This is a genomic window from Mesorhizobium sp. B2-1-8 (assembly GCF_006442545.2).
Classification (GTDB): domain Bacteria; phylum Pseudomonadota; class Alphaproteobacteria; order Rhizobiales; family Rhizobiaceae; genus Mesorhizobium.
In genome coordinates this window covers 4,432,824-4,449,299 of record NZ_CP083952.1, presented here as the reverse complement: position 1 = coordinate 4,449,299, position 16,476 = coordinate 4,432,824, and the positions used below count along the sequence as shown (strand labels likewise).

12 protein-coding genes and 2 tRNA genes are annotated in these 16,476 nt (G+C 61.4%); 4 read left to right on the top strand and 10 right to left on the bottom strand.

Annotated elements, in window-relative coordinates:
• Positions 1-631: 631 nt before the first annotated feature.
• From FJ970_RS21875 to FJ970_RS21865, 3 genes are all read right to left on the bottom strand, one after another.
• Positions 632-1,840: a hypothetical protein gene (locus tag FJ970_RS21875; RefSeq protein WP_140755260.1), complete on the bottom strand. Its 1,209-nt coding sequence runs from the start codon at positions 1,838-1,840 to the stop codon at positions 632-634.
• A gap of 147 nt (positions 1,841-1,987) precedes the next feature.
• Positions 1,988-2,557: a hypothetical protein gene (locus FJ970_RS21870; RefSeq protein WP_140755258.1), complete on the bottom strand. Its 570-nt coding sequence runs from the start codon at positions 2,555-2,557 to the stop codon at positions 1,988-1,990.
• A 389-nt stretch (positions 2,558-2,946) separates the two neighbouring features.
• Positions 2,947-3,022: transfer RNA gene (locus FJ970_RS21865), tRNA-Val, on the bottom strand.
• A 216-nt stretch (positions 3,023-3,238) separates the two neighbouring features.
• On the opposite strand from FJ970_RS21865, the gene FJ970_RS21860 reads away from it, so the two are divergent.
• A tRNA-Asp gene (locus FJ970_RS21860) sits at positions 3,239-3,315 on the top strand.
• 112 nt (positions 3,316-3,427) lie between these two features.
• Here the strand turns inward: FJ970_RS21860 and FJ970_RS21855 are convergent.
• The 6 genes from FJ970_RS21855 to FJ970_RS21830 form a co-directional block, all read right to left on the bottom strand.
• A complete protein-coding gene (locus FJ970_RS21855) occupies positions 3,428-4,198 on the bottom strand; it encodes an SDR family oxidoreductase (protein ID WP_140755256.1) in 771 nt (256 codons plus the stop codon).
• Positions 4,199-4,244: 46 nt separating this feature from the next.
• A complete protein-coding gene (locus tag FJ970_RS21850) occupies positions 4,245-5,240 on the bottom strand; it encodes an ABC transporter permease (protein ID WP_140755254.1) in 996 nt (331 codons plus the stop codon).
• A 116-nt stretch (positions 5,241-5,356) separates the two neighbouring features.
• Entirely contained in the window at positions 5,357-6,397 is a 1,041-nt protein-coding gene (locus tag FJ970_RS21845; RefSeq protein WP_140755252.1) for a sugar ABC transporter substrate-binding protein, read from the bottom strand.
• A 39-nt stretch (positions 6,398-6,436) separates the two neighbouring features.
• A complete protein-coding gene (locus FJ970_RS21840; RefSeq protein WP_140755250.1) occupies positions 6,437-7,201 on the bottom strand; it encodes an ATP-binding cassette domain-containing protein in 765 nt (254 codons plus the stop codon).
• Complete coding sequence (locus tag FJ970_RS21835; protein ID WP_140755248.1) at positions 7,201-8,364, bottom strand: ROK family transcriptional regulator; 1,164 nt, start codon at positions 8,362-8,364, stop codon at positions 7,201-7,203. The genes FJ970_RS21840 and FJ970_RS21835 overlap by 1 nt, the downstream gene beginning before the upstream one ends.
• Before the next feature lie 379 nt (positions 8,365-8,743).
• The gene (locus tag FJ970_RS21830) at positions 8,744-10,048 is read right to left on the bottom strand and encodes a M23 family metallopeptidase (protein ID WP_140755246.1); all 1,305 of its coding nucleotides are present in this window, start codon (positions 10,046-10,048) and stop codon (positions 8,744-8,746) included.
• Positions 10,049-10,350: 302 nt separating this feature from the next.
• Here FJ970_RS21830 and FJ970_RS21825 point away from each other — a divergent pair, with 302 nt between their 5' ends.
• Positions 10,351-11,352, top strand: coding sequence for a sterol desaturase family protein (locus FJ970_RS21825; protein WP_140755244.1), 1,002 nt, complete (start codon positions 10,351-10,353; stop codon positions 11,350-11,352).
• Positions 11,349-12,485, top strand: coding sequence for a GNAT family N-acetyltransferase (locus tag FJ970_RS21820; protein ID WP_140755242.1), 1,137 nt, complete (start codon positions 11,349-11,351; stop codon positions 12,483-12,485). Before FJ970_RS21825 ends, FJ970_RS21820 begins: the two co-directional genes overlap by 4 nt.
• A 41-nt stretch (positions 12,486-12,526) precedes the next feature.
• Here FJ970_RS21820 and FJ970_RS21815 read toward each other — a convergent pair whose 3' ends face one another.
• Positions 12,527-12,994, bottom strand: coding sequence for a peroxiredoxin (locus tag FJ970_RS21815; protein ID WP_140755240.1), 468 nt, complete (start codon positions 12,992-12,994; stop codon positions 12,527-12,529).
• A 95-nt stretch (positions 12,995-13,089) separates the two neighbouring features.
• Between FJ970_RS21815 and FJ970_RS21810 the strand changes: the two genes are divergently transcribed.
• Entirely contained in the window at positions 13,090-16,470 is a 3,381-nt protein-coding gene (locus FJ970_RS21810) for a DUF3971 domain-containing protein (RefSeq protein ID WP_140755238.1), read from the top strand.
• Positions 16,471-16,476: the final 6 nt, after the last annotated feature.

The window sequence follows — 16,476 nt, the reverse complement described above, 5'->3', positions numbered from 1 at the left end:
AACGAACCCAGTTGCTCAAAATACACACCTCGATATATTAAACAAAAGCCGCCAGCGGGAAGGATTGCGTATGAAAGTGGGCACTCGCCACAGGCATGCTTGTAATGTCATGCACCGTATCGCTGGCTAACGGGCCTTTTACCTCGATGGGCGTGGGAAACAGCTCTTGCGCCGAGATCCTCCGATGGAGCCCGACTGACCAAAACGATAGCGGTGACATGATCTCGTCCTGGGCGGATGGCTATTTGCGCGGGATCAACATGGCTCATGTGTGGTGGGAGCAAGTCTTGCTTGGGAAAAACAAACAAGCTGAACTCGTTGAGGAAGCGGGAGCATACACGAGGCACGATTTGTCGGCCGCATCTGTCTCAGAACAGTTAGCGTTTATGCTAAAATACTGCAGTCAGAATCCGCTTAAACCCCTTAGCGAGGCAGCTAAAGCGCTGTATCGCGAATTGCCGATAATACCCGACACCATCGTTCCCGCTCACTAATATTAGAAAATATGGAAGGCTAGACCGGCGGGCCAGATGTGGTTTGTTGCGCTGCCCCGAGGCCACAAAACAATTGCACTTGTGCAGTCCGCTGAGAGTGCCTCCCCCCGCGTTGCCGAGGGGAGAGGAGTTTGCAATTATTCAGCCGCCTTCAGGTTGGTTACCTCACGAGCGCCGAATAGCTCTTCCGGCAGTGGAAGGGCCGAGCCAGAAGGAAGCTTACGCCCCCCAATGACCAGTTTGGCTTCCCGGCCCTGGCCGGGATTAGAGTTCTCAAGGTATCCATCCTCAATGGCTTTCTTTGTCGTCCTACTGATCACGGACGGATCGCGATTGAGAATTTCGGCAAGCTGGGTGTTGCTCAGCCCGACGTATGCGTCCTTGCCTGTCCTCGCCGCGATAGCCTCGACAACGGTCCTGATGTTGTCGGGGACAGTCTTGGCAAGACCCTCCGAGATACAGTCGTTCACAAGATCGTAAACCACCGTGTAGTCGTCAGCGTTGGCGATTACGGCCCCGTTCTCGTCCATCTCCCTGGTGCAGGAGTGCAGCAAAGCCGAAGCCTCAATTAACGCCAAAATCTGAGGGAAGTCCCTTTTGACCTTGTCGTGTGTTGTCGGCAACGCCTTTGCGATGTCCATGGCAAAGGGAATAACCACCTTCTTCGGTCCCAGCTTGATGTATCGATACAGAGCAAACCAAGGTTCGAGATTCAGTGGCTCTTTCCCTTTGGATTTTCCCTCGGCCATCGCCACAAGCGCGCCAGCGATTTGGTCAGGAGACTCGTGGATGTTCACCGCGAGCATTCTGTTTTCATCTTCAGGATGAATACCGGTCGCTGTCGTTGTCATGATGAGGCCGCACGGACCTTCCAACGTCGGAAGCTCTGAGCCCTTCAAGCCCTTGTCAGTGCTTTCTACCGTGGCGTACCTGACCTTGCCCTCGCTGAGCAGCTGACGGAGCAGGGTCCTACCGGCACCATCAGCCATTCCTGAGGCTTCACCAATGATCAAATGCTTATGCTTCAAGGAAAACCCCTTGAGATAGACGATGGCTTTCTCGGACATGCCCTCAAATTCTTCGTACGCTTCTGAGGGTATGAACTGTTTGCCCATACGGAGACTGAATGATTTTCCAGCCCCCGACGGTCCTTTGATCAATAGTGAAACAGGCCTTTCCAGCATACCTGTCAGCAAAACAAGGTAGACCAACAGTGGTATATTTGCAGATCCAGCGAAACCTTGCCTCTCAATATATCCTTGTAATAACTGATGGATTTTGGGGTAGGTCGCTATCTCTTTGCAATCTTTTAGAAAGTCACCTCTCAATTTATCTGATTCTTTCAAAATATTCTCCTTAATACCGATTGTTCATATGTCTTCCTTTCTGTCCGCTTTCGTAGAGCTCCTTAATCAGCCCGTCGGACACATCGAACCTATCCAAAGCGGAAGACCCAAAAAACAGCCCAAAATTCGGCCCTAAAATCGGTATCACTAAGTGTCTGATTTAAAACGGCTATATAAGCCTCGGAACGTATTCTTGAGCGTTTTCTGACTTGGCGCCAGTTCTGAGAAGTTCTTAGAAGCCCATCTTTGCAGGTAGTCCGCCTCTGCACTCAGCGTGGTCTCCATTTCCTTCTGTGCACCTCGCCTTCGCAATTCTGCTTCGATCTCTCTAAACCGGGGATATGCTGGCCGTCCCCGCGAATGATGCTCAACCCTTTCGGAATCAAACCAGAACAGCGGCTTCGGCCATGTCTGCTTGTTGCAGAAGGCTTCTAGCCAGTCATGATCGACTTGCGTATCCTCCTGCGGGAGCTTCTCATCTGGCGGAAACTCCTCCAGCTTCAGCCAGGTTTGACCTGCCCTGACGCGGTGCAGATTGAGAACGCCCCTTCGCAATTCGAGCAAGACTACCCTTTCAGACAATCTGAGCTGCTTGTGCCAATGATGGGCAATATCTCGAAGAGAGAGTAACCGGACATTTTTCAACGATGCGTGCATGTCCAACCCCGCTGCCGTTTTCGGAATTTCGGCGCAATGCGCCTTAACTTTCTGTTCCAACCCCAACCCGCGCATAAGTGCACAAGCTTTGAGGTTAGGGAAAGTGCTTGGGTGCGGGGGAGATGAAGACGGCCATCGGGCCCTGTTGTTCGACCCTTAAAACCGTCGAGGCATTCGGAATTAATCGCCAGTCAAGTGGCTAAGGTCAGCACTTACATGTTCGCGGAATGACCACTAAGAAGGTCGCTTGCGCTTAAGCTGATGTGTGGGAATCATCTTCCTCCTGTCACACTGGTGTCACAGCGGACGGCAATTTGGCCGGGTTTTTGGGGGCGATTAGCTCAGTAAGTCAACTCGTTGACGTGCGACCACAAAACGTCTTAGATTGCGCAAGCAACTGATTTATCAGCGTTTTGGGAGCGGAAGAGCGCAATTTCTATGATTTGGAATGGTGGGCGATGACGGGCTCGAACCGCCGACATCTTCGGTGTAAACGAAGCGCTCTACCAACTGAGCTAATCGCCCTCTCCGGCCGGACCTTTAAGCGCTCAGGCTCGGCTTCGCAAGGCCAAATGAGCAGCCGGCACCCTGTTCGACGAGCGCATCTGCGACCAAATCACCGGCTGTCAAAAAACCTTCTCGACTTTGCGTTTATGCTGTCTTCCCGCGCTTGACACTCGGTACCGAACCCCTTATCCACCGCCCCAACGACGAACACGGCTGACACGTGCTCGTCAATGCGCGGGTGTAGCTCAGTTGGTTAGAGTGCCGGCCTGTCACGCCGGAGGTCGCGGGTTCGAGCCCCGTCACTCGCGCCATTTCTCTCAAGGGATTTCGAGCCCTTGGTTTCGGAGAAATGTAGACGTCGAATATCAAAAGATTTCAGTAGGTAGCCAGGATACTTTCGTATCCGGCTTGATCTTGCCTCGCTCACGGCGGCACCATACGGAAATCCTTCCCTTCCGGCAGCAATTGCCCGCCATCGACGACAATGGTCGTGCCGGTGATGTAATTGGCGTCGTCCGAGGCGAGGAACAGGAAGGCGTTGGCCACGTCGCGCGGGCTGCCGAGCCGACCGAGCGGAATCGAATCCTCCATGTTCTTGATATAGGCGGCGCCGCGATGCTGCTGGATGGCTTCGGTGAGGATATTGCCGGGTTCGACGCCGTTGACGGTGATGCCGTACCCGGAGAATTCTAGCGCCGCAGCGCGAATGAAGCCATTGATGCCCGCTTTCGTCGCCGAATAATGGCCGTGGCCAGGGCTGGTGACGTGCGGGCCGGTGATGGAGGAGGTGTAGAGCATGCGGCCAAAGCGCTGGGCCTTCATCGGCACCAGGGCCGCGCGGCTGGCATTGAAGGTGCCGCGTAGGTTGACGGCCATGACGCGGTCCCAGTCGTCGGCGCTGGTGTTTTCGATCAGCTGCCAGGGATAGATGCCGGCGTTCTGGACGATGATGTCGAGGCGGCCATGCTGTTTCAGCGAAAGCGCCACCGCGGCCTCGGCGTCGCTCATTTGCGAGATGTCGGTTCGGATGAAGGGGACGCCGAGCTCATCCGCACTTGCTTGCCCGGCCTCGCCCTCCGTATCGGCCAGCACAAGCCTTGCGCCTTCTTCGGCGAAGCGCAGCGCGATGCCCTTGCCGATGCCACGCGCGCCGCCGATGATCAACGCCACCTTGCCTTCCAGTCGTCCTGTCATGCGAACCGTCCTGTCATGCCAATCCCCACCTCATGCCAATCCCCGCTCACGCCAGTCTTTGGCGAATGGTTTGCTTGAATGCGTCGAGCAGCACGGCTGCCAGAACCAGTAGGCCGTGGATGACCTGGGTGAAGTTGGCGGGCAGGCCCATCAGGTTGATCGCCGTGTTGATGGCGGAGAGCAGGAGCACCCCGGCATAGACGCCGGGCAAGGTACCGACACCACCCTTCAGGCTGACACCGCCAATGACGACCGCGGCAAAGGCGTTGAACAGTAGACCGACGCCAAGATTTGCCGTGGCGCCCGATGTGCGGATCGCCAGCAGCCAGCCGGCTAGCCCTGCGATGGCGCCGGCGAGGACGAAGGCGATGATCAGGTTGCGGTTCACCCGGATGCCGGCGCGGAAGGTCGCGGTTTCGTTGCCGCCGATCATCACGAGGTGCCTGCCGAACGGCGTCTTGGCCATGATCAGCGAGAACACCACGAAACAGGCCACCGCGATCCAGGCGGTAAGCGGCAGGCCGACCAGGCGTTGGATGCCGAACCAGCGGATGGCAGGTGCCAGATCCTGTGCCGACCGGCCGCCCGAAATGACCAGCACCAGGCCGCGGACCCAGATGTAGGAGGCGAGTGTGATGATGAAGGCGCTCATCTTGACCTTGACCACGAGATAGCCGTTGAAGGCGCCGATGAGGCCGCCGACGGCCAGCGCCAGCAGCAGCGAGACCGGAACCATCAGCCATTCCGGGTGCAATTGGACGCCGAGGCCGATGCCCGAGGAACAAAACAGGATGCCGACCGTCATGGCGCTGAGCGCTGCGACGGATTCGACCGACAGGTCCATGTGACCGGCAATGATGACCAGCGCCAGGCCGATCGACATGACGCCGAGCACGCTCGACGCCTCGATGATGTTGGCGAAAATGCCGAGCTGGAAATAGTTCGGGATGAACAGCGAGAAGACGACCAGGACAAAAAGCAGCATGAACCAGACGAGGTTGTCGAGGACGAACTCCAGTGCGTGGCGTGTGCGAAGGTTCATGTGTCGATCCGGTTGGCGTGCGCAATCAAGGCCGCGGCAGATTGCCTGCGTCTCGTTTCATGCGGGCAGGGAAGGGCTCCGGGCCGGGCATGGCCCGGAGCGCCTGGGCCGTCTGTCTATTCGACCGACTTGACCGTATCGGTCGGCGGCTTCTGGTTGCCCCAGAAGGCCGGATTGTCGACGTTCTCCTTGGTGATGGCGGCACCCGGGATTTTGATGTTCGGGCCCCAGGCTTCCTTGGTGAGGGTCGATTTCAGCCCAAGCACATCGTATTCGCCGGGCTTGATCTCTTCCTTCTTGACGACCTTGTCCATGAACATGGCGACGGCCGCGGCCTGTGCGTAAAGCGGCTGCTCGACCTCGACGTTGAGCCAGCCCTTGCGGATCAGGTCGAGGCCGACCGGCGCGCCGTTCGAGCTCATCAGCATGACGTCGCCCGGCTTCTTGCCGGCGGCCTCGAGCGAGGCGACGGCGGCGACGGACAGGTGTGCGGCATGGCTGAAGATCAGGTCGATGTCGGGATTGGCCAGCATCTGGTCGGCAACGATTGTGCCGGCATTGCTGGCCTCCCATTGCATGGCCGGCAGCGAGATGATCTTGACGTCCGGGAACGCCTTCATCTTCTCTTCGAAACCCTTCTGGATGTCGAGCGTGTAGGGATCGCCGGGGTCGCCAAGCACCTGCAGGACCTTGCCCTTCACCGAGCCGTTCTTGGCTTTCAGAAGCTTTTCGGCCTGGTCGGCGGCGACGTAGCCGATCTCGACGGTGCCCGCGACCGAGGTGAAGTCGGACGGCGTCGACGTGATCTGGCGGTCGAACTCGACCACCGGAATGCCGGCGGCGCGCGCTGCCTCGATCGATGGTTTCAGCGCGTTGAAATCTACGGCGGCCAGGATGATCGCCGCCGGCTTCAGCGCGATGACGTCGTTCATCTGTGACTGCTGGGCGTCGGTCTTGTTGTCGGCGTTCAGCGTCTTCATGTCATAGCCGGTCTGTTTCAGGAACAGCTCCAGCGCGCTCACGGAGCCGGTCTGGAACTCGTCGAGCAATGTCGGCACCATGTAGTAGACAATACCCTTGGACTGGGCGAATGCCGGCGTGAGCGTGGCAAAAGCCAGTGCCAGGATACCGATGACAGCAAGAAGTATTCGCTTCATGTCGTTGGCTCCCTGTTAAGCCGGACCCCTCTTTGTCCCTCAGCCCGCCGGTCCGGCACCGGCGAGCGTCTCCCCGGTGATCATGTTGATCACCGCGTCGGGACTTGTTTTGTTGCGTGCGACATCGCCCGCCACGACGCCCTGCCGGATCACCACGATCCGGTCGGCGACCTGGAAAGCCTGCTGCATGATATGCGTGATGATGACGACGCCGATGCCTTGGCTCGCCACCTGGCGGATCATGTCGAGACCGCGCCGCGTCTGCTCGACGCCAAGGGCGGCGAACGGCTCGTCGAGCAGCACGAGCTTGCCGCCCCAGTGCACGAAGCGGTTGAGCTCGATGGCCTGGCGCTGGCCGCCCGAGAGATGCTCGACATTGGTGCGCAGCGAAGGAATGCGGGTACCGGCGCTGGCCAGCGCCTTGCCGACGACGGCTTCCATGGCGCGTTCGTCGAGCACGGGAATGCCAAGCACCTTCCTGGTGATCTCGCGGCCCATGAAGAAATTGGCCACCACGTCGACATTGGTGCAGAGCGACAGGTCCTGGTAGACGGTCTCGATGCCCGCCGCCTTGGCTTCCGCCGGCGACCGGGCCAGGAACTCCTTGCCCTCGAACACCATGCGGCCCGACGTCGGTTCGAGACCGCCCGCGATGATCTTGACCAGCGTCGACTTGCCGGCGCCATTGTCGCCGAGCAGCGCCACCACCTCGCCCTTGCCGATGGAAAAGCTGATCCCCTTCAGCGCTTCGATCGCGCCATAATTCTTGGTCACGTTGTCGAGCACCAGCAGGGGTTCGCTCATCAGGCAATCTCCCGGGCCGAAAGGACGTCGCGGCCGCGCTCGCGTTCGGCGGCGAACATCTGGCCGAAGCGGGGCGACAATACCCCGGAAACGGCAAGTGCCGCCGCGCCGCGCAGCACGGCATGCTGGCCGCCGCTGGCAACGATGACACGCGGCGTCTTGCGGTCCGCGCGGGCCGAAACCGAATTGTGCAGCGGTTCGGCCGCGTCCGCCAGGCGTTCGAGCAACTCCGATGCCGCCAGGCCGCCGAGCACGACCGTCTCCGGGTCGAAGAGGTTTTCGATGATGGCGATGGCGTTGCGAAAGATCGGGCCGACCTGTGCCACCCAATCGGCGTCATTGCCGGCCCGCCGGCCCCGCGCTTCGAGCGAGAGGTAGCGCTCGAGGCAGCCTCGGTTGCCACAGGGGCAAATCTCGCCATCGGCGACCACGGGAATGTGGCCGATCTCGCCCGCATTGCCCCAGGCGCCGCGCAGAACGCTGCCGTCGTGCATCATGGCGCCGCCGAGCCCAACGCCGAAATAGAGATAATAATAGTCGGAATGGCGGGCTCCGATGCCATAGAGCCGCTCGCCCATCGCGGCTGCGGCCATGTCGGTCTCGAAGAAGGCCGGCAATCCCGTCGCGGCCGTCAGCCGCTCGCGCAGCGCCACATGCTTCCAGCCGGTCATCGTGGTCGGGCCGACGAAGCTCATGGAGTCCACGTCGAACGGGCCGGGAAGCGCCATGCCGACGCCGATGACGCGGCCGCCGGGCCGCTTGCCGGTCAGGTCCCGGACCATGGCGCCGATCTGGTCGAACGCATGATCGGGCGCCGCGTTGGGCGCTTCGCGGCGCGAACTCTCGATGACGTCGCCGCTGAGATTGATCAGTGCGGCGTCTATTCCAAGCGGCGTCAGGTGGATGCCGACGGCATAGCCGCCTTCCGGGTTGATGCGCAGCGTCGCCGGTGGCAGGCCACGCCCCTTCGGATCTTCGCGCACGGACAGGATGTAGCCCTGTTCCTCCAGTTCGCGAACGATGGTCGACACGGTCTGGACGGTGAGCCCGACATGCCTGGCAATGTCGCCACGTGCGATCGGGCCATGACGGCGGATGGACTCCAGCACGATGCGCCGGTTGTACGGCCGCCCGAACTCCTGATTGGTTCCCCGCAATGCCATGCCTTGCGCCCCCACTTGACGTAAGGTTCGCATCAAACATTTATTCAGTCAAATGGAATTCAAAAAAGTCTCGGGACGCGGGACCGAGCTGCCGATCTTTCTGCGTCTCACCTTCGGTTGATCAGTGATGAGGCAACAGCATGTCGCGGCGAATAGGGTTCGCCAGACCTGCTGTAAGCTTCTGATTTCATGCATGTCGTTGTCCCGGAACCGAGGACACTTCCGGGCGACATGCATTAAGAAACGACGGGTTGCGATCGCGCCGCAATAATGGCTGATGGCCGTCAGCGGTTTGGCGGTGCGGGATACTGCTTGGCGAGAGAGAGGCGCGGCTCGGCCGGACTTCCGGATTCAGCCGGCAAGCGAGCGGTTGCCCTTGCTAGAGATATTGCGCGACTTTCTTGCCGACTGTCAGGAAGCGCAGCGGATCGATCGCCTCGCCATTGTGCCGCACTTCATAGTGGAGATGCGGGCCGGTCGAGCGCCCGCTGCTGCCGGTCTTGCCGATAGTTGCGCCGGCGTCGACCTTTTCGCCCACCGTCACGTCGATCTCGCTGAGATGCCCGTAACGGGTCGCAAAGCCATTGCCGTGATCGACTTCCACCATGCGGCCATAACCGCCGTTCCAGCCGGCCTTGGTCACGATGCCGGGCGCTGTCACCCGCGCCGCCATGCCGATCGGCGCCCTGAAATCCATGCCCGAATGCAACGCGGCGGTGCCGAGGATGGGGTCGGTGCGCACGCCGAACGGACTGGTGACGGGGTGGCCGGGAGCGGGGTTGGCAAGCGGCAGCCGGCGCGCTTCTTTTTTCAGCTGGTCGAGCGTGTCCAGCGCCTCGTCCAGTTCCTTGACCTTGCTGTCGAAGATCATCGAGGCGTTGAGCGGGATCAACGGTCCACCGACATCGTTTTCGTTTTTGCCGAAATCGCTGTCGACCGGCAGTCCGGCTGCCTGCAGCGCCTGCTGGATGGCATCGGCGCTTTTGTAGGCATTGTCCGCGAGCGTGCTGATGCGGCTGAGCTGTTCATTCTCGATGGATTTCAGCGACTGGTTGATCGAGACAAACAGCTTGTCGGCGCGATCGGCGGCTGAATCGCTGGGCAGCGGATCGGTGCGGGTCGACCACAAGGAGAAGGGCCTGGTGTCGGCGGTGCCGAGGTCGGCGCCCAGGCCGGCGACCGCGTAGGTCTGCGCGGGCTGGTTGATGCTGCCGGTCACCTCTGCGCGCTTGTCGGGCTTGGCGGCCGCGGCCGGATCGTTGGCGGGCGCCGTTCCGACATCGTTCTCGGCGCGTTCGAGCAGCGGGCCGAGACGGCCATGCCGTTGGCTGAGCTGCGTCTGGCGCTCGAGCAGTTCGCTGACCTTGGTCTCCATCAATTGCTGGTCGAGCAGCTGCCTGCTGGTGATGCGGTCGACCTGGGCGCGGAGCGCCGAAATGCGGTCCTCGTAAGCCTGCTGCATCCGCGCCTGGCGCGCGGTGGTGGCGCCGATCAGGTCGTCGCGCAGCACGAGATAGGATGTGGCCAGAAGGTAGCCGATGGCAATGGCGGCGAGTGCCGAGCCGATGAATGCCGCGAGCCAGGGACGGATCGTGAAGTGCCTGATCTCGTTGCCTCGGGCGATGATGACCGTGTGGGGTTCCTTGCGCCTGCCGAAGACTGCGGACTGACCGGTTGCGTTCACGGGACCAAGCTTTCGTTACGACACCACGACCGCCCGATTACACATTATTAGGGTTAACAAAGGTTTGCCTTGTCCACTGCGCGGCGCCGAATGCACGCAGCGCGGGCAAGAGGTTGCTTGTAAATCGCCAGGGTGCGGCCGCCATGCCGCGAAATCGTTGGCGATGAGCACCAATGTTCTGCCAGCAGCGATCTGTCTTGCGCAGAGCAAGGCTTGGGTTTCTTAACTGTCTTCGATTGCATTTGATTGACGTTTTTCGAGTAAAGGCGAGCTGGTATTTCGGATTCACCGTGGCGGTAGGGATGCTGAACGATCTGATTGGCAAGATCCTCGACAAGATTTCGGGCACCAGTCTGCTGGCGACCGGGCTTTTGCTGCTGACTGCCCTTGTCAGCGCGCTCGTGGCCTATTGGCGCACGGTCGAGGAAAAGAGCTGGAAGGAGTTTTTCGAGTTCGTCATCCCGCATGAGGTCATCACCCATCCCTCCGCGAAGGCCGACCTGCTGTTCTGGGTCACGAAGAAGGCCCTGATGCCTTTCCTGATGCTGCCAGCCGGAATCGTTTTCGTCACGGCGGTGGGCTACGGGACCAACTGGCTGTTTTCGACACTGTTCCAGTTTCAGCCGCCTCTGATCGAGGGGCCGGCAGGTCCGGTGACGGTGCTGATCTTCACCGTCAGCATGCTGCTCGCCTACGACATTTCCTATTATCTCTATCACGTCGCCCAGCATCGCTACCCTCTGCTTTGGGAACTGCACAAGGTGCATCACTCGGCCGAGGTGATGGTCGGGGTCACCAAGGACAGGGTCCATCCGCTCGACGAGCTGATGAATCGAGCCTGGGACGGCCTCATCGTGGGGTTCTGCTTCGGCATCTGGTCGCTGATTTCGCTGAACCTTGTCGAACTGACCGTCTTTGGCGTCAACGTCTACGTCATGCGCAACATCCTGATGATGGATTTCGTCAGGCACACGCATTTCAAGATCTCGTTCGGCCCGCTCAACAATTTGATCCTGTGTCCTCATTGGCACCAGTTGCATCACAGCGTCGATCCGCGCCACTACGACAAGAACTTCGGGCTGCTCTTCTCGTTCTGGGATCGGCTCTTCGGAACATTGTGCGTGCCGAGGCCCGACGAGGACTTCAAGTTCGGGCTGGTCGACCGCGATGTGCGTGACTACCAGTCGCTCGCCGGCCTTTACGTCATGCCGTTGAAGCGGATGTGGGGGCATATCGCCAGGCGCATGCGGCCTGGTAAGCCACGGCCACGCACCTCGCGATCATCGGAAGGGACACGGCCATGAACGCTCCCGTTGTGCTTGCGGTCCCGCGGACACGTACCTTCGAAGTCGTGACATCGGCGGTGCGCCTGGCCGAGATCGCACCGGCCTGGAGCGCGCTCTGGCAGCGGGCTGGCGGGCTTGTCTTCCAGCACCCGGACTGGATCGCGGCTTGGTGGCGCACCACCCCGCATCAGGAGCGGCGCGCACTCAGGATCGGGCTTGCCTGGAACGGCGACCGGCTCGATGGCGTGATAGCGCTCGCGACCTTTAGGCGCTCCGGCGTCCGCATGCTCGAATGGGCGGCGAAGGATCACAGTGACTATTGCGACGCGCTGGTTGCACCCGACAGCGACCCGCGGGCGATCTCCCGACTTTGGCAGTATGTTTTTGACCAGGGCGGCTTCGACCTGATCTATCTCAACCGTTTGCTGCCGGATGCCGGTGTTCATGCCCTGCTGGAACCGGCCCATGGCAAGGCGCTTCGGCCCAACCACCGCACTGAAATCAGCTATCGTGTCGCGGGTCCCTGGCAGCGCGGGGCGGAATGGTTCGAGACGTTGTCCAAGAAGGGCCGGCAGAACTATCGTCGTGGCCGCAAGTTCATGGAAGAGAGCGGTGCTTTGCGTTTCCGGCTCCTGGATGCGGAGGACCCGCGTGAGCCGGTGCTCGAGCGGGTCGCGACGCTGAAGCGCCTCTGGCTCGCCCGGCATGGTCGTGCCTCGGATCTGTTCGATAAGGGCTCGCCGGTTCTCGCCGCGCTCATTTCGGTGCTGGCCGACCTCGGGCTGTTGCGCATCTTCGTGCTGGAGCTTGACGACACGATCGTCGCCGTCTCGATCAATTTCGAACAGCACGGCACGATGATGGCTTTCGTCACCACCTACGATCCCGAATATGAGCGCGGCTCGCCGGGCATGGTACTGATGATGGACTATATCCAGTGGTCGCTCGACCGTGGTCTTGCCACAATTGACTTTCTCTGCGGCGGCGAGGATTTCAAGCGGCGCTTCGCCACGCAGTCAGTCACGCTGTCATCGATGATGGGCGCGCGCGGCCTGCGTGGTCATCTCGCCGCGCTGGCCGATCATGTGAGCCATGTTTCGAAATCCTGGAGGACTGGGCGGCAGCCGAAGGTCGAGGCATCTGACGAGTAACGACCGCAATTGTCGATTGCCTGCGTGGGCTTTGGCTGCGTTCAGAGCGCGCGAACTGCTTCCAGCACGGCCTCGGCATGGCCCTTGACCCGGACCTTGCGCCAAATCCTGGCGATCCGCCCGTCGCGGCCGATCAGGAACGTCGCACGCTCGACACCCATGTATTTGCGGCCATACATCGATTTCTCGACCCACAGATGGTAGGCCTCGATCACTTTGCGCTCCTCGTCGGCGGCAAGATCGATGGTGAGATCGTATTTCGACTTGAACCTGTCGTGTTTCTTGGCGCTGTCGGGCGACAGGCCAATGACCACGGCGCCGGCCTTCTCGAATTCCGGCTTCAGCTGTGAGAAGCTGATCGCCTCTTGCGTGCAGCTCGTCGTGTCGTCCTGCGGATAGAAATAGAGCACGACCGGCTTGCCGGCGGATACCGCCAGGCTGAGCGACCCGCCGCCATCCCGTGGAAGATCGAATTGCGGCGCGAGATCGCCTACTTCGAGGTCGGCCATATCGATGCCCTTGTTTGAGGTTACGCGCGCAGCCACAGCGATATAGTGTCGAGCGGGGATTCGTCCACGAGCGAATTCGTACAACGGAAGATTGCGTGGATCAGGAGCAACCCCAGCACGAGAAGATCAGGTTCAGGCGGGACGAGATCACCGACCTGGGGGCCTTGCCGTCCGCGTGCCGTGTCCCGCCTCTCGGCCAGGCGGCGATCGGCCGCGGCTTCCGCATGCTTTCGCGCGTGTTTGCCGGCCTGGCCGCATTCATGCTGCTGGCCGCGGTGGCCGTCTATCTCATCGGCCTTTCCGGCATCGGGTCGGACCGGCTGCGCGTCGAAGCGGAGAGTGCCATAGAGAGGCTGGCGGGCGTCGACGTCGATGTCGCGGTCGGGCCCGCGCGCATCACACTCGACAGTTCGAGCTTCGTCGCGCTGCAGGTGAGCGATGTCAGCCTGAAGACCAGTGATGGCAAACCGATGGCGGATGCCGGGCGAGTGCGCTTTGGCGTGCGCCTGGTGCCGCTTCTATGGGGCGAGGTGCGGCTGACCAGTGCCAGGATCTCCGATGCCCGCATCGTCACGGCTGCGATGCCGTCCGGCGGCGACTGGACCGCGGCGCTGCGCAACCAGGACGGCCTCGTCGATCCGGAGAAACTGTCGGACGCGGTGTTCGCCAACATCCATCGCGCGCTCGACGCCGTGCGGGAAGATTCGATGCGCCGGATCGATCTCCGCAATGTCGAATTCGTGCTGCCTGATGCCGGGTCGATCAAACTGGTCAAGATCGCCGACGCGACCGTCGTCCAGTCGGGGCCGGGCGGCATGGAGTTTACTTCCGAGGCGGATGTCGACGGCAGGACAGTCACCGTTGCCGCCTCAGCCACTCGCGATATCGCCGCGCACCGGGTGACGGACCTGCATGCCAGCATCAATCTGGCGGATGCCGGCGCCGCCGCTGCCGGTTCCGGCAAGCTTGGAGCCGTCGCGTTGAAGCTGGCGGGATCGGAGGGCTCAGATGCCACTGCATCACGCTTGACGGCCACCCTTTCGTCCACCGGGTCGGTGCTGGATCTTGGCACGCGTGGGCTGCTGCAGGCGAATGCCGATATCAATGCGACGCTTGTCTATGGCTCCAACAAGATCCAGGTGGACAGGTTGCTGCTCAAGACCGGCCGCTCGACTTTCGATTTTGCCGGCTCCATCGGGCCAAAGCCCTCGTCCGGCGCCGCGGGCGAGGAGCCCGCCTACCGCTACGACCTGACCAGCGACGGCTCGACCTTGGCGCCGTCGGAATCGCCGGAGCCCGCGCTGACCTTCCTCTCCCGCGTCGCCGGCGTCTATCAGACCAAAAGCCACAAATTGGTGGCCGAGCAGATCGCCGTTCGATCAGCCGCTTCCAGTGAGGTGCTTGGCACCGCGACGGTGGAATTCGTCGACGGCAAGGCCCCCGGGATCAATCTGGCGCTCAACGTCCACAACATGCCGGTCTCCCATGTCAAACAGTTGTGGCCGTGGTTTTCGGCGCGCAATGCGCGGCTCTGGGTGCTGGACAATCTGTTCGGCGGCCGCGTGGTAGACGCCAATCTCCAGTTCCAGGTGGTGCCGGATCGCCTGGGCAACGGCGTGCCGCTTTCCGCCGACGAGGTCTTCGGCCGCTTCCAGATCGAGGGGGCGCGTTTCGACACGGCAGGCCGCATTCCGCCGATCCGCGACGCAGTGGGCGTCGTCGGATTCCACGGCAACGACGTCGACATTTCGTTGTCGTCGGGCACCGTCTTCATGCCCAGTGGCCGCATGGTTGCGGCCAGCAACGGGACATTGACCGTCAAGGCAGCCAACCGCCCGCCGGTCATCGGCGCTCTCGATATCGACGTTGCCGGCGATGCGTCCGCCGTGACCGAACTTGCGTCCTACGAACCGATCAATGCGATGCGCCATGTCGGCATTCTGCCGGAGGACCTTTCCGGCGGCGTCACCGGCCACGTCAAGGCGGACATTCCGCTGCAGTCGGGGGTCGATACCGAGAAGCTCGATTGGCTGGTGTCGCTCGACTACACCGGCCTGTCCCTGGCCAAGCCGTTCGAGGGACAGACCGTGACCGGTGCCGATGGCTCGATCACAGTCGATCCGCAAAAGGCTGTCATTTCGGCCAAGGCATCGCTGAATGGCATTCCGGCCGAACTCGACCTCGTCGAGCCGCTGGCGGATGACGGGCCGGCGCGCAGCCGCAAGGTGGCCCTGCTGCTCGATGACAAGATCCGCGCCGCCGCCATGCCCGGCCTGACGCCGCTGCTTGGCGGAACGGTGAAGGTCGCGATCGACAAGAGCGGCAGCGGCAACCAGAATGTCTCGGCCGACCTGACCAATGCCAGGGTGGACGTTCCCTGGGCCGGCTGGAGCAAGGGGGCGGGGGTTCCCGCCAGCGCCACCTTCGTCATGACCAAGTCCGGCGACACCACGACGCTGTCCGACTTCAACCTCGACGGCAAGACGTTCTCCGTCGAGGGCAGCATCGTGCTGGTCAACGGCGCCCTGTCTTCGGCCAAGTTCAGCAAGGTCACCTTGAACAGGGGCGACGACGTAGCGGTTTCGGTGAAGCGGTCGGGCAAGGGCTATGCGGTCGACATCACCGGCAACGCGCTCGACGCTCGTTCGCTCATCAAGCAGTTCACGTCCGACGTGGACACCGCAACCAAGACGACGGGAACAGACAACATTTCCGTCAGCGCCGATATCGATCAGCTGACCGGCTTCCACGATGAGCAACTGTCCAACCTGAAGCTCGACTACAGTGCGGCTGGTTCGAGGGTCAACGGACTGAAGGTCAGCGCGACGGCGAGTTCCGGCGCAGCCATCGCCATCAGCAACACCACCGGTGACGGCAGGCGCTCGCTCAACGTGCAGTCGGCGGACGCCGGAGCCATCCTGCGGTTCCTCAACATCTATGAGCACATGGAAGGCGGATCGATCACGCTGGCGCTGACGGGGGCCAGCGACGGACCGATGAAGGGCAAGGTCGACACCAGCAACTTCTTCGTCGTCAACGAACCCAAGCTCGCCTCCATCGTTTCGACCACGCCGGCCGGCGACAGCCGCAGCCTCAACCAGGCGGTGAATGGCAAGCTCGACACGTCGCGGGTGAAGTTCGAACGTGGCTACGCCGAGATCGACAAAGGCAGTGGCTATCTGAAGCTGACCAATGGCGTGCTGCGCGGCCCGCGCATCGGCACGACGTTCCAGGGCGTCCTCTACGACCAGAACAACAATATGGATATGACCGGCACCTTCATGCCGGTCTACGGCCTCAACCGCATTTTCGGGGAACTGCCCATCGTCGGCGCGCTTCTGGGCAATGGCCGCGACCGCGGTCTGATCGGCGTCACCTACCGGCTCAGGGGCAATGCCAACAAGCCGGTGCTCGATGTCAACCCGCTGTCGGTGATCGCGCCGGGGATATTCAGGTCGATCTTCGAGTACCGGTAAGGGGCT

Excerpts from the sequence above, each read along its gene's own strand:
- FJ970_RS21855 (WP_140755256.1), bottom strand. The coding sequence starts at position 4,198 with ATGACAGGACGACTGGAAGGCAAGGTGGCGTTGATCATCGGCGGCGCG.
- FJ970_RS21850 (WP_140755254.1), bottom strand. The coding sequence starts at position 5,240 with ATGAACCTTCGCACACGCCACGCACTGGAGTTCGTCCTCGACAACCTC.
- FJ970_RS21845 (WP_140755252.1), bottom strand. The coding sequence starts at position 6,397 with ATGAAGCGAATACTTCTTGCTGTCATCGGTATCCTGGCACTGGCTTTT.
- FJ970_RS21840 (WP_140755250.1), bottom strand. The coding sequence starts at position 7,201 with ATGAGCGAACCCCTGCTGGTGCTCGACAACGTGACCAAGAATTATGGC.
- FJ970_RS21835 (WP_140755248.1), bottom strand. The coding sequence starts at position 8,364 with ATGGCATTGCGGGGAACCAATCAGGAGTTCGGGCGGCCGTACAACCGG.
- FJ970_RS21825 (WP_140755244.1), top strand. The coding sequence starts at position 10,351 with ATGCTGAACGATCTGATTGGCAAGATCCTCGACAAGATTTCGGGCACC.
- FJ970_RS21820 (WP_140755242.1), top strand. The coding sequence starts at position 11,349 with ATGAACGCTCCCGTTGTGCTTGCGGTCCCGCGGACACGTACCTTCGAA.
- FJ970_RS21815 (WP_140755240.1), bottom strand. The coding sequence starts at position 12,994 with ATGGCCGACCTCGAAGTAGGCGATCTCGCGCCGCAATTCGATCTTCCA.